We start from the raw sequence: 12,442 nt of genomic DNA, 5'->3' as shown, positions 1-12,442 counted from the left end.
TCATGAGCAAAAATCTGGAGCTTTCCATATTTGAAATCGTCGGCAGCCCGCTTTGCGTGGCATCCAGCGATGGCCAAAGAGTTTTTGATCGTCTTGCTGCCGCCTTGAATGAAGGGCGAAGCGTCATGCTCTCGTTCCATAACGTATCCACCCTGACATCGGCGTTCTTGAATGCGGCAATCGGACAGTTGTATGGCACATTCAGTGAAGAGCAAATTCGTTCCTTGCTCAGGGTGCAGGATATGCAAGCCGACGATCTGGCGTTGCTAAAGCGTGTGGTTGAAACGGCCAAGCTATACTTTAAAGACCCGCAGAAATTCGATCAGGCCGTGCAGGAAACGCTGGGAGATGATAGCAATGGCGCATAAGGCGGAAGCGGTTGCCAGTTACAATTTCAACCCATCTGATAAGTTGTTGCTGGACACGAATATTTGGTTGCTCGTTTATGGTCCACAAAAGCCGGGAGACAACCGGGTCGCCGTCTATTCCCAAGCCTTATCAAAAATCCTATCTGCGCAAAGCAGAATTTATATTGATGTTTTGATTGTCTCCGAATTTATCAATACCTATGCCAGACTGAAATGGAATCTTTGGAAAACACAGTCCGCATCGACCAACGACTTCAAGCAATTCAGGAAAAGTGGGGATTTCAAGCCCATCGCTCAAGACATTGCAGCAGATGTTAAACGTGTGTTACGACACTGTACGCGAATAGAGAACGGCTTTGACTCGCTTGCGATTGATGCGCTGATTGATGAGTATGCTGCCGGAGACTCTGATTTCAACGATCAGATGTTGGCAACTCTGTGCAAGAACGAGGGATTGAAGCTGGTAACGGATGATGGTGATTTCAAGAGCCAAGGGGTTGCCGTTATTACCGCAAACAGAAGACTGCTTACTTAAATTGCCATGGCTCTTCACCCCGATTTCCCCGACTCCCCTTACGTCACTCTTGACCCAGAGATTCGCTGGTTTCCAGCGGATGAAGCATTGCGTGAATCCAGCTTTGAAAAACTGATGCCGCCGCTGGTGCCGGAGCTGCGCAAGCAGGTGAAGATATGGCGCGACAGCGGCTACGCCAAGGCAACGAACACCAGCCGCAGCCTACTCAACTGGTGGTTCAAGACCCCGCACCTGCTGCCTAAGTCTGATGGCACGATGGTGGAATTCCAGTATTACTTCGCCCAACGCGAGGCGCTGGAAACCATCATCTACCTGTATGACGTGGTGGGCGTTAAAGACAAGTACGACATGATGCGCTTTGCCGGTGGCGCGCCTGTGACATCCTCAATGTTTGATGAGGACTGGCGGCGCTTTGTGGTGAAGATGGCGACCGGCGCGGGCAAGACCAAGGTGATGAGTCTAGTGCTGGCATGGAGCTATTTCCACAAGCTGTATGAGCCGGAATCCGAACTGGCGCGCAATTTTTTGGTAATCACACCCAACATCATCGTGCTGGATCGAATTTACAAGGATTTCCAAGGGCTGCGCATTTTCTTTGATGACCCGGTATTGCCTGACAACGGAGTGGACGGGCAGAACTGGCGCGACGATTTCCAGCTTACCCTGCATGTGCAGGACGAGGTACGCATCACCCATCCCGTCGGCAATATTTTTCTGACCAACATTCATCGCGTCTATTCAGGCGATGACATCCCACCATCGTCCGACGATGAAGACACAATGGATTATTTTCTGGGCAAGCGGCCTACCGGGGCGACTACCGATTCCAAGGTGGATTTGGACATGATCGTGCGCGACATCGACGAGCTGATGGTGTTGAACGACGAGGCGCACCATATACATGACAGCCGCCTGGCGTGGTTCAAGTCCATCAAGGACATCCACAATCACCTCAAACAAAAAGGCGCTGTCTTGAGCTTGCAGGTAGACGTAACCGCAACACCCAAACACAATAATGGCGGCATTTTCGTGCAGACCATCGCCGATTACCCGTTGGTGGAGGCGATTTCACAAAACGTAGTCAAGCATCCCGTGGTGCCTGATCCCGCCAGCCGCGCAAAATTACAGGAAAGCCAAAGCGCCAAGTACACCGAAAAATATGCCGACTACATCAACCTTGGCGTGGTGGAATGGCGCAAGGCATACGCCGAGCATGAAAAGCTGGGCAAGAAGGCCATCCTGTTCGTGATGACCGACGACACCAAGAACTGTGACGATGTGGCGGCGTATCTGGAAGGCACCTACACGAAGCTAACTGACGCGGTGCTGGTGATTCACACCAAGAATAATGGCGAGATTTCAGAATCGGCAACCGGCAAGAATAAAGACGAGCTGGAACGGTTGCGCAAACAGGCCAACGAGATCGACAGCATGGATAGCCCATACAAGGCGATTGTTTCGGTACTGATGCTCAAGGAAGGCTGGGACGTGCGCAACGTGACCACCATCGTCGGCCTGCGGGCTTATGCTGCACAGAGCAACATCCTGCCGGAGCAGACGCTAGGGCGCGGCTTGCGCAAGATGTATCCGGGTGGCGTGGAAGAATACGTCAGCGTGGTGGGCACCGATGCTTTCATGGACTTTGTGGAATCCATCCAGGCCGAAGGCGTAGTGCTGGAACGCAGGCCGATGGGCGACGGCACCGGGGCAAAAGCGCCGCTGGTGATTGAGATTGACAGGGAGAACACCAAGAAGGACATCGAGGCGCTGGATATTGAAATCCCGGTGATGACACCGCGCGTTTACCGCGAATATAAAAATCTGGCTGAGTTGACTGTGGGCGCTCCAGGCATCGTAAAAGTGCCTTATCGGAAATTCAGCGAGGAAGAGCAGCGGGAAATCGTGTTCAAGGACATCGCTACCGGTGAGGTGACGCATACCACCATTCTGGACACGGCAGGCATTGCCGACTACCGCAGCGTGATCGGCTATTTCACGCAGACCATTATGAAAGACCTGCGCCTAATCAGCGGCTATGACGTGCTCTACGGTAAGGTGAAGGCATTTGTGCGCGATGATTTATTCGACAAGCCGGTGGAGCTGGAAGACGCCAACACGCTGCGCAACCTGTCGGAACTGGCGGCCACGATTACGCTAATCAACTCCTTCAAAAAAGCCATCAATGCGCTGACGGTTCGGGTCAAGGGCGATGCGGAAATCCGCGACACTATCAAGCTACGGCAAACACGCCCCTTTGTGACGAAAGACCAAGGGTATCTGGTTCCGAAAAAGAGTGTGTTCAACAAGATCATCGGCGGCAGTCATTTCGAGTTGCTGTTTGCGCGCTTCCTGGATGACTGCGAGGACGTGATTGCGTTCGCAAAGAACTATATGGCGGTGAGCTTCAAGCTGGATTATGTAAACGCCAACGGCGATATTTCCAATTACTACCCGGATTTTATGGTGAAGCTGACGGCTAAGGAAATTTTCATCATCGAAACCAAGGGGCAGGTTGATCTCGATGTGCCGCTCAAGATGGCGCGGTTAAAGCAATGGTGTGAAGACATCAATCGAATACAGTCGAAGGTGAAATATGATTTTGTGTATGTCGATATGGGGGGGTTTGAGAAGTACAGGCCGACCAGCTTCAAAGAGCTGGTTAAGGGATTCGTCGGGTACAAATAAAAGGAGGATTTATTATGAATAATACAAAACAAACGTCTCAAAGTGTCGCGTCTCTTGCGTCTGAAACTCTGAAGGACAAGAACGCATCACATATTGCAAAACAATTAGCGGCTTCAGCCCTTGCTCAGAAAGGTACACCCAAACAAACGGGTGCAACCATGGAAAATGTGGCCTCAAAGGTTTTACTTAGCACTAAATACAGCGATGACACAAAGACCCTGGCAGCTTCTATACTAGCGCAGTCAAACAAAAAGCGATAAAGCCACAACCACAACAGCGCTGCTCTTGTGCAATGCGTTGTCACAGACTTGCAAAGCAAGACTGTGGAGCTGTAGTCAAAACCGTACCACTTTCACACTTTGATGATATTTCTGTAGCTGTTTTAAACTGTTTATGAGTGTGGCGAACACTGGTAAGGTATTGATAAATAAAGGTGTGCACGTTAGCCTTCGATCCTACGAACCAAGTGGTCATAGGATTAGAGTCCAACAATCAAATAAATAAAAACACTTCACAAAAAATCTCTGAAAGTTCAAAAATTTCACAAAAAAATCACAAGTATTTTGTTACTATATAAATAGTAACAAAAATTATTATTACTATTCGGCGAACAAACCAGCCACATATGTGTCCAACGCGCAAGTGCGCAAGCCAGCCAGTCAGCCGTCTTTATTTAAGGGAAACTATAATCATGACTGGGAAATACCCTTTAAATTCGCCCCATTAGAGGAACATCTAAATTAACCGGATATACACGGCCTCAGGCATGAGGTTCCAGTATTAGCAAATCCACCGACTAGGGGTCAAGCATTAATTTTGTGATGGACAAGCATTTCCCTATAATAATTATTCAGATCGGCCACTGAATTGCCATGTTGAAACGTCTTTACAACTTCATTTTTGTGTTTTGCATCATGTTCGCTTCACTTGCCACAGCCTCTCCTCTCCATATGGCTGTTAGCACAGATGACCTGCCTGCAGCACAGCGCTTACTCACCAGTCCGTCCGGTCGGTCGCTGCGTGAGGAACGAGATGAAATTGGTCGTACCCCACTACTGCTAGCTACGGAACTGAACAGAGTTAATATCGCCCGAGCGCTGATCGATGCCGGCGCTGACGTGAACGCCACGGATGCCAAGCAGGATAGTCCCTATCTGCTCGCCGGCGCCGAGGGCCGGCTTGAAATACTTAAGATGAGTCTGGCCCATGGTGCCGACCTGGCCAGTACTAACCGCTACGGTGGCACGGCATTGATTCCCGCAGCCGAACGCGGCCACGTGGAAGTGGTGCGCACGCTGATTACCGCCGGTGTCAAGGTAGATCACATCAACCATCTCGGCTGGACTGCATTGCTCGAAGCCATCCTACTATCCGATGGCGGGGCAGCGCATCAGGAAATCGTGCGTCTGCTGATTGCCGCAGGCGCTGATGTAAATCTGCCGGACAAAGAAGGCACCACCCCTCTCCAGCACGCCGTGCATCGCGGCTATGCACCAATCGCAACGCTACTGCGCAAGAACGGAGCACGCTGATTTTCTGCCAACGAAAATAACTAGGGAAGCATTGATTAACTCGCGTTTCAGAATTTCACACAATTAAAAATCAATTTGTTACGCGCGAAATTCCGCAAAATCTTGAATTAATCAGCGTCTCCCTAGTAATTCAATTTATACATCAATAGTACAATAATTACCTCATTGAAACACTGAGGAGGTAATTCATGTCACGACCACCGCGAGGCCAGGATGTACTTGCTATCGCACCCCAAGCCATTGCTTCAGCGACGACGATTGAGCAGTTACGCGACAAGCACAGGCAGTGGTCTTGCCCCTTCAATACGGCATGAGTCTGGAGCAAACAGCACAGGCCATCGGATTGTCCAAAGGTTGGGCGTGCCGTTTGCGCAATCAGTTCATTGCGGGTGGAGCCATAGGCGATAAAGGCAAGTCAGTGCGCGGAGGGCGACACAGAGAACACTTCCCCCCTGCCTGAGCGCGAAGCCGAACTGCTCAAACCGTTCCTGGAGTCTGCCCGTATGGGCGGTATTTTGGTGGTCAGCCAGATCAAGCCCCAACTCGAAATAGCGCTGGGGCGGAAGATGGCGCTGTCATCGGTGTACAAATGACTGCATCGGCACAACTGGCGCAAACTCGCACCTGACAAAAGGCATCCGCAAGGCAATCCAGTAGCCCAGGCAGACTGGAAAAAAACTCCCCCAAACACTCGCCGAAATCCGTCAGGGCTGGGCCAAAAACGAACCGATCCGACTGATGTTTCAGGATGAGGCGCGTTTTGGGCGCATCAACGACGTGCGTCGGTGTTGGGCTCCCAAGCCCGTACGACCACTATGCTAAGCGATGCTGACCCACGAGTACCCCTACGTGTACGCGGCAGTGGAGGCCAAAAGTGGAGAGCTTGATTTTTTGATCTTGCCATACGTCAATACCGACTGTATGCAGTTGTTTCTCGATGAGGTGGGTGCGCGCCACCCCAGCGACAAAATCGTAATGGTGCTCGATGGCACCGGCTGGCACGCCAGTCGGTTACTCAAACTACCACAGAGCATGAAACTGTTACCTTTGCCACCTTATGCGCCTGAGCTCAATCCCGTCGAACATGTGTGGGATGAATTGCGTGAGAAGCGCTTCCATAACCGCGTCTTCGATAGTCTTGATGCACTGGAGGATCAGCTCGAAGTGACCCTGCATACCTTCGAGAATAATGCGCCAATGGTCAAGTCCATTGTGGCTTGGGAATGGATTATTAGTGCTTTATTAAAAAAATCAGGTTGGCGCGGCCCGCGAGAAACAGGGGCGCAACGCACAGCCGACACTATTGATTGTGGACGCGCAGAGCGTGAAGAACACGGACACAGCCGGGAGCAAGGGCTATGACGCGGGCAAAAAAGCCTCAGGCATCAAGCGCCACATTGCAGTGGACACGCAGGGGTTGCCCCATGCCGTTGCCGTCACCACTGCCGAAGTAACGGATCGCAAAAGTGCACTACAGGCGATGCGCCATTGCAAGGCGAATCTGAGCAAGATTCAAAGCGTGTTGGCCGACAGCGGTTATATGGGCCAGCCCTTCGCGCAAGGCGTGCAGGAGATACTGGGCCAGGCTGTCACGGTGCAGATTGCCAAGCGCAGTGAACTGCACAAGTTCGCGGTGATCCCCAGGCACTGGGTGGTGGAGCGCAGCTTTGCCTGGGTGGAGAAGAATAGGAGGCTGTGGAAGAACTGCGAGCGCAAGCTCAACACCAGCCTGCAGTTCATCCATCTCGCATTTCTGGGGCTGCTGCTCAGAAGATCGTAAACACGTTCTAAGGAATGCTAATTCATGCCCGGGTAGGGGGTGCTTTTCTCTAGCCGTTTGATTCTGTAAACCGCTGGTTACAACTTCTTAAACAAACTTACGGAATTATGCTCACCAGCGCAATGTGTGCACGTGCGCGAGAGGATGAACCCCACCGCTGGTGCTAGAAATAGCACGACGGTTATTTATTTGAGAGCGCGTGGTGAGTGATGCTGCACAGTCAGGAAAATCCTACACCAATCCTACATAGAGAAAAAAACCGCTTGATGTAAGAAAGGCCTGCACCGCTGCAAGCCTCATGGATACTGGTGCCGCTTGTCGGATTCGAACTGACGACCTACCGCTTACAAGTCCAATGATTAGCCAATTCCGCCGTGTTGATTGCCATTCCATAACCAGCCTGTTTTGTTGTAATTCAATTAGTTAATCATTTACCCCCTGTTTGTTGTGTTGATAAGTATTCAGACATATACTGCATTCGTGGTGACATACTGGTGACATGGAAACGGGCAATCATGGCAATAGTCCAAGCGAAAAAAGTAAAGCTGACAGCCAGGCGCATAACTAACCTTCAATGCCCCCAGGATAAAACGCGAACTTATCTATGGTGCGATACAGTGAAGGGGCTGGGCATTATTGCGACCGCTGCCGGTGCGAGGTCCTACATATTCCAAGCCAAGGTTAATGGTAAATCCATGCGCCTGACTATTGGTGACGTGAAGGCGTGGAGCATTGCAAAAGCCCAAGCCGAAGCCCGTCGCCTTCAAACCGTTATAGACACCGGCAATGACCCGCGCCAAGTGAAGGTCGAACAAGTAGCCGCCAAGGAAGCCAAAGCTACCGCGTTGGCACAAAAGCAGGTAAGCGAATCGGTAACAGTGGCCGAGGCATGGCAAGCCTATATAGCTGACCGTAGCTCATCCATAAAAAATGGTCAGCCGGAATGGGGCGATAAACACAAAGCCCATCATGCTTATTTTGTGCAAGCTGGGGGTGAAATTCGTACCCGTGGCCGTCGCCCTAACGAACCGGAAAAAACGAGCCCAGGCATTCTGGTTCCATTGATGACCATGCGCCTTGCCGATTTAGATTCAAAGGCTGTGGCTTCATGGTTACATGCAAAAACACAGCAGGCTCCCACCACTACCGCCCAAGCCTTCCGCGCCCTTCGCGCCTTCCTGACATGGTGCGCCAAGCATGAAACATTCGCTGCCGCCGTACAAGTCGGAGCATGCCAATCAGATGAAGTCAAAAAAAGAATTCCTGCGCCTCAAACAAAAAAGGATGACAGCCTACGCCGAGCACAAATCAAGCCGTGGTTTGAAGCCGTGAAAAAAATTAGCAATCCAATAATCAGCACCTATCTTCAAGGTTTGCTACTGACTGGCGCAAGGCGTAACGAACTGGCTGCACTGCGCTGGCAAGACGTAGATTTTCAGTGGAAGAGTTTGACTATCCGTGACAAGGTGGAAGGGGTGCGCACCATACCACTAACCCCTTATCTGGAACATCTGATAGCAGCCTTACCGCGCCGCAATGGGTTTGTTTTCTCCAGCCTTACTGCCCAGTCAGGAAGGCTTGAAGAGCCGCGCAATCCCCACAATAAGGCACTAGCTGCCGCCGCACTTCCCGCGCTGTCCCTGCATGGTTTACGTCGTTCCTTTGGCACGTTGTCCGAATGGGTGGAAGTTCCTGCCGGTATTGTTGCGCAGATAATGGGGCATAAACCCAGCGCAATAGCTGAAAAGCATTACATACAGCGGGAACTGGATTTACTGCACCTGTGGCACGTCAAAATAGAAGCGTGGATATTGGAGCAAGCCGGAATCGAATTTGTGCCAGTGCAAGCGGGTTTGCAACTGGTGAAGAGCAACACCGCTTGAATTTGTTTGAGTGTAACGTATAATTCACGCCATGTTTAAAGTTTCCGATTACCTGACCGACGACGGGCGCGACCCTTTCAAGGAATGGCTGGCTAATCTAGCAGACCGTCAAGCACGGGCGCGTGTCGTGGTGCGAGTGCAGCGGATGGCCGCCGGAAACTTTGGGGACTGCAAACCGATTGCCGAGGGCGTTTGGGAATTGCGCATCGACTACGGGCCGGGCTATCGCGTGTATTACGCCAGAACAGGGGAAAAGCTGCTCTTGATTCTGGTCGGTGGTGACAAGCGAAAACAACAGGCCGAGATTGAAACGGCATTGGAATATTGGAAGAACTGGAAGAGGAGAAACGAGACATGAGCAAATCATCCCGCCCCCATGGTGACGCTGTGGTGGAACTACTGCACGAAGACCCGGCCTTTGCCGATGAATACCTTTCCGCCGCACTAGATGAAATCAACCAGCCCGGAGGCCGTGAAGCCCTGCTGGCCGCCCTGCGCCATATCGCTGAAGCGCAAGGCATGACCGCCGTGGCCGAACGTGCTGGCATCCCAAGAGAAAGCCTTTACCGGGCATTATCCACGAAGGGTAACCCGACCATTAAAACCCTGTTGGCCGTGGTGGACGCTGCTGGCCTGAAATTGTCAGTACACCGCTAGAGGAATCAAACATGGCACTGATAATGCCCACACCGGAAGAAGATGCGCAGATTACCGCTGCCGCACTGACCGACCCTGACAATTTACCGCTGACTGATGCCGAGTTAAAACAATTCAAACGAGGGCGCGGAAGGCCATCTGGAAGTGGGAAAAAAGAATCGGAATACATCAGCTACGAACGGGCTATGGCGCAACTCCGTGAGAGGTTGGGCGCAACGCCGGAAGAGCTGGCCGCATGGATGTGGATGAGCGAACCAAAGCAGGTTTGCGCCAAGCTGAACGAGAAGCGCGAGCGATGCAGTAACGAAGTCCTTCAGCGTGGGGATAAGTGCAAAGAACATGGTGGCAAACCCATACAGAAAGACGAAATAAAAGCCGTGAGACGACGCTCTCTTTATGCCTACCTACATGCAAGAGAATTAAACCCGCCGCCACAATTCTTCTTCGGCAATCACGGCGATGAGCATGACTATCTGCCATTGCTTTATCAGCTCTACTTCAAGATTGATGACGTTGCACAGTTTGAACCGAGCGAAAGATTTATCACAGGCCGGGCATTGCTAGGCCGATGGGCAAACCAAACTGAAATCCCCCCCACTGACCGCATCCGCATTGCAACCCAGGAAAGCCGCCTGAATCCATTTCACCCGATACTGGGATTAACACAAGCGACCGCCCCTAATGACCCTTTCTACGCCCAGCTTGAGGATGGACTGGTTTCGCTGGCCGAGGTGAGGGTATACGAGCGGGAAGAGTTTGGCAGGGAGCTTGACGCACCCGCCGCGAAGAGTGGAACCGTAGAGCGCAGCATATCGAAAGGTGAGGTTATCAATGCATTCGATGGGTTGCACTTTGGCCGCAGCGGGTGGAATAACGCCTTATCTGATGTGCCAGAATGGATTAAACCATGCCGCGTAACGCTTGGGCGCAAAGGGGATAATACAACACCCGCAACATGGAACCCGGTGCTAATCGCCGTCGCTCTTATCGACAAAGGAATCACACCAAATAAACTTGATGCCGTTTTTGTTCGCCTAAAAGATTGGGCTGGTGAGTGGCGCGAAGCATCCGCCAATGACCGTTAACCATACCGCCACACCATACCGGATAGATACCGGACACCTCCCCGCAAAGCCGCATAAATACTAGATTCATCATACCGCCGCATGAAGTGAAAAAAAGCGGTAACTCAAGGTGAAGCCTCGTAAATAACAAACGAGGTTACACCATGGAAACAGTCGCAAATCAAAACTTCACACCAATTGAGCAGGAAACACGAAGCCACGTAGAAACAGCGTGTGCTGCGCGACATTTATTACGCAAAGAGCAAACGCTTCGGTCTTGGGCATGCCTAGAAAACGGCCCCATCCGCCCCATCAGGATTTGCGGAAGATTAGCATGGTCTGTATCTGAAATTAAACGCCTGCTGAGCGGAGGCCAATAATGAAAAAAGCCCAACTCCCAGTATTTGCAGAATTAGACCTTGGCGACACCGAGGATTGTACAGCAAAAGCAGCCGATAAATTCGCTGGTACCGATAACCCGAGACATTTGCGCGTGATTATTTCTGCACTGGTTCGCTCAAGAAAACGCGAGGAAATAGACCGCATTGCAGGCGCTTCAAACGGCCCGGAGTTAATCGCAGAGTTACGCCGCCGTGGCTTGCAGTTTCCGTGCGACCGTGTGCTCGCAATCGACCGCGATGGCTATCCTATCCGGTTCGGCGTTTATCATTTAACGGATGCCGACCGCCGTAAACTCACAGCATGGCTTCGTCTCCGGGATGCAAGGGGCAAAGCATGAACCGCGCCGTTATCCTGATAAGCCGCATCCTGGGACTGGTGCATCCTGACTTTGTACTATTAGCCTGGCTGCTGTGCATACTGCTTTGGAGGTACGCATGATTGAACATTCACAAATGTTGCGCATCAAGAAGTTGAAGGGTGTCGGCATTATCGCAACCGCTGCCCGTCACAATTTGCGAGAGATTCAGGCCGAGCGTGGGGCAGGTAGCAACATAGACCCGTTTCGCACAAAACTGAACTATGTTATTCAAGGGGCGAACAGTGCCTCAGACGTGGCGAGCCTTGCGCAAGCCTTAATGGATGATGCAGGGGTGAAACCGCTGCGCAAGGATGCGGTTCGTTGCCTTGAGATTATTTTCAGCCTTCCGCCGCAGTCAGTAATCGAGCAAAGTGTGTTTTTTCCTGATTGCGTTGCATGGGCAAAACGCTATTTTCAAGTGCCGATTCTGAGCGCGACTGTTCACCTCGACGAATCAGCACCGCATTGCCATGTACTCTTGCTGCCGTTAGTTAACGCTCGCATGATTGGCTCAGGTTTGTTTGGCAATAGAGCCACGCTACAAGCTCTACATGCCGCCTTCCACGTTCAAGTTGGACAAGTCCATGGGTTGGCAAGACAGGCCACACCAAAGCGGCATAGCGCAGTCGTAAGACGTGAGGCTGCCGATATGGTGATGACTGCACTCAAAGTTAATCAATGCGGGCTGAATGACAGTGTAATGGGTTTGTTGCGCGACTGCATTGCATATAACCCCGAGCCGCTTCTTCAGGCATTGAAATTGACCATGCCGCGCAAGCAGTCCAAGCATAAAACATTCGCCGCAATAATGACGCAAAGCAAACCTGAAAAACCTATAGGGTTTAACATGAAGAAGCCTATAGGGTTTGACGCCGTAATCAGTGACGAAAAAAAGCAAAGCCTATCCTGTGTAGGCTTCGGGAAATCCATTCAACTTATTTCACCTGCCGAACCATTGCATTCGAGCTATCAGGATAGATATATCAGGGAGCGCGAATCAGAACAGGCCGCCGATTATTGGGATGAAGTCCAGGGTGAATTCATCAAACTGCCAGCCAAACAGAAAATGAAGTCGGCGGAAATTGAACGGGTGCGCGAAGCGATACAAGGCACGCGATTGCCTGGACGTGCTGCGGGAACTAGCAGCATTAACAAAAGCTAACACATGAAAGGGAAAA

15 protein-coding genes and 1 pseudogene are annotated in these 12,442 nt (G+C 51.4%); all 16 read left to right on the top strand.

The annotated features are described in order from the left end of the window. Window positions 1-2: 2 nt before the first annotated feature. The 16 genes and pseudogenes from W01_RS12950 (at window position 3) to W01_RS12880 (ending at window position 12,426) form a co-directional block, all read left to right on the top strand. Window positions 3-368, top strand: a complete 366-nt coding sequence (locus tag W01_RS12950; protein ID WP_173055339.1) for an STAS-like domain-containing protein — start codon at window positions 3-5, stop codon at window positions 366-368. Next, entirely contained in the window at window positions 358-903 is a 546-nt protein-coding gene (locus tag W01_RS12945) for a PIN domain-containing protein (protein WP_173055337.1), read from the top strand. Before W01_RS12950 ends, W01_RS12945 begins: the two co-directional genes overlap by 11 nt. Window positions 904-909: 6 nt before the next feature. Next, entirely contained in the window at window positions 910-3,588 is a 2,679-nt protein-coding gene (locus W01_RS12940; RefSeq protein ID WP_173055335.1) for a DEAD/DEAH box helicase family protein, read from the top strand. Between the two features lie 14 nt (window positions 3,589-3,602). Continuing rightward, on the top strand, window positions 3,603-3,848 hold the full coding sequence (locus tag W01_RS12935; RefSeq protein ID WP_173055333.1) for a hypothetical protein: 246 nt from the start codon (window positions 3,603-3,605) through the stop codon (window positions 3,846-3,848). A gap of 612 nt (window positions 3,849-4,460) precedes the next feature. Continuing rightward, complete coding sequence (locus W01_RS12930) at window positions 4,461-5,120, top strand: ankyrin repeat domain-containing protein (RefSeq protein WP_173055331.1); 660 nt, start codon at window positions 4,461-4,463, stop codon at window positions 5,118-5,120. A gap of 188 nt (window positions 5,121-5,308) precedes the next feature. Beyond that, window positions 5,309-5,434: a hypothetical protein gene (locus tag W01_RS14435; RefSeq protein WP_256380110.1), complete on the top strand. Its 126-nt coding sequence runs from the start codon at window positions 5,309-5,311 to the stop codon at window positions 5,432-5,434. Further along, window positions 5,413-5,580, top strand: coding sequence for a hypothetical protein (locus W01_RS12925; protein WP_173055329.1), 168 nt, complete (start codon window positions 5,413-5,415; stop codon window positions 5,578-5,580). Before W01_RS14435 ends, W01_RS12925 begins: the two co-directional genes overlap by 22 nt. Before the next feature lie 133 nt (window positions 5,581-5,713). Beyond that, window positions 5,714-5,872 (top strand): winged helix-turn-helix domain-containing protein, encoded by a 159-nt coding sequence (locus W01_RS14760; protein ID WP_173055684.1) that lies wholly within the window; start codon window positions 5,714-5,716, stop codon window positions 5,870-5,872. A gap of 73 nt (window positions 5,873-5,945) precedes the next feature. Continuing rightward, entirely contained in the window at window positions 5,946-6,482 is a 537-nt protein-coding gene (locus W01_RS12915) for a transposase (RefSeq protein ID WP_173055327.1), read from the top strand. Next, window positions 6,367-6,900 (top strand): annotated as a pseudogene (locus W01_RS12910) (IS5 family transposase); the annotation flags it as partial. The gene W01_RS12915 and the pseudogene W01_RS12910, both read left to right, overlap by 116 nt. A gap of 515 nt (window positions 6,901-7,415) precedes the next feature. Then, complete coding sequence (locus tag W01_RS12905; RefSeq protein WP_173055325.1) at window positions 7,416-8,783, top strand: tyrosine-type recombinase/integrase; 1,368 nt, start codon at window positions 7,416-7,418, stop codon at window positions 8,781-8,783. 31 nt (window positions 8,784-8,814) lie between these two features. Further along, window positions 8,815-9,141 (top strand): type II toxin-antitoxin system RelE/ParE family toxin, encoded by a 327-nt coding sequence (locus W01_RS12900; RefSeq protein WP_173055323.1) that lies wholly within the window; start codon window positions 8,815-8,817, stop codon window positions 9,139-9,141. Next, window positions 9,138-9,440, top strand: a complete 303-nt coding sequence (locus tag W01_RS12895) for an addiction module antidote protein (protein ID WP_173055321.1) — start codon at window positions 9,138-9,140, stop codon at window positions 9,438-9,440. The genes W01_RS12900 and W01_RS12895 overlap by 4 nt, the downstream gene beginning before the upstream one ends. Window positions 9,441-9,451: 11 nt before the next feature. Then, on the top strand, window positions 9,452-10,525 hold the full coding sequence (locus W01_RS12890; protein WP_173051642.1) for a hypothetical protein: 1,074 nt from the start codon (window positions 9,452-9,454) through the stop codon (window positions 10,523-10,525). Window positions 10,526-10,883: 358 nt separating this feature from the next. Then, on the top strand, window positions 10,884-11,243 hold the full coding sequence (locus W01_RS12885; RefSeq protein ID WP_198421296.1) for a hypothetical protein: 360 nt from the start codon (window positions 10,884-10,886) through the stop codon (window positions 11,241-11,243). A gap of 97 nt (window positions 11,244-11,340) precedes the next feature. Then, complete coding sequence (locus W01_RS12880; RefSeq protein ID WP_173055319.1) at window positions 11,341-12,426, top strand: plasmid recombination protein; 1,086 nt, start codon at window positions 11,341-11,343, stop codon at window positions 12,424-12,426. The last annotated feature ends 16 nt before the right edge of the window (window positions 12,427-12,442 follow it).

This window comes from Candidatus Nitrotoga sp. AM1P (assembly GCF_013168275.1).
In the GTDB taxonomy this organism is placed as follows: domain Bacteria; phylum Pseudomonadota; class Gammaproteobacteria; order Burkholderiales; family Gallionellaceae; genus Nitrotoga.
Note: the sequence above shows the minus strand (reverse complement) of the source record. Positions and strands in the feature narration are given on the sequence as shown.

Coding starts and splice junctions, on each gene's coding strand:
- W01_RS12890 (WP_173051642.1), top strand. CDS start 9,452: ATGGCACTGATAATGCCCACACCGGAAGAAGATGCGCAGATTACCGCT.
- W01_RS12900 (WP_173055323.1), top strand. CDS start 8,815: ATGTTTAAAGTTTCCGATTACCTGACCGACGACGGGCGCGACCCTTTC.
- W01_RS12945 (WP_173055337.1), top strand. CDS start 358: ATGGCGCATAAGGCGGAAGCGGTTGCCAGTTACAATTTCAACCCATCT.
- W01_RS14435 (WP_256380110.1), top strand. CDS start 5,309: ATGTCACGACCACCGCGAGGCCAGGATGTACTTGCTATCGCACCCCAA.
- W01_RS12950 (WP_173055339.1), top strand. CDS start 3: ATGAGCAAAAATCTGGAGCTTTCCATATTTGAAATCGTCGGCAGCCCG.
- W01_RS12915 (WP_173055327.1), top strand. CDS start 5,946: ATGCTGACCCACGAGTACCCCTACGTGTACGCGGCAGTGGAGGCCAAA.
- W01_RS12930 (WP_173055331.1), top strand. CDS start 4,461: ATGTTGAAACGTCTTTACAACTTCATTTTTGTGTTTTGCATCATGTTC.
- W01_RS12940 (WP_173055335.1), top strand. CDS start 910: ATGGCTCTTCACCCCGATTTCCCCGACTCCCCTTACGTCACTCTTGAC.
- W01_RS12905 (WP_173055325.1), top strand. CDS start 7,416: ATGGCAATAGTCCAAGCGAAAAAAGTAAAGCTGACAGCCAGGCGCATA.
- W01_RS12885 (WP_198421296.1), top strand. CDS start 10,884: ATGAAAAAAGCCCAACTCCCAGTATTTGCAGAATTAGACCTTGGCGAC.
- W01_RS12935 (WP_173055333.1), top strand. CDS start 3,603: ATGAATAATACAAAACAAACGTCTCAAAGTGTCGCGTCTCTTGCGTCT.
- W01_RS12880 (WP_173055319.1), top strand. CDS start 11,341: ATGATTGAACATTCACAAATGTTGCGCATCAAGAAGTTGAAGGGTGTC.
- W01_RS12895 (WP_173055321.1), top strand. CDS start 9,138: ATGAGCAAATCATCCCGCCCCCATGGTGACGCTGTGGTGGAACTACTG.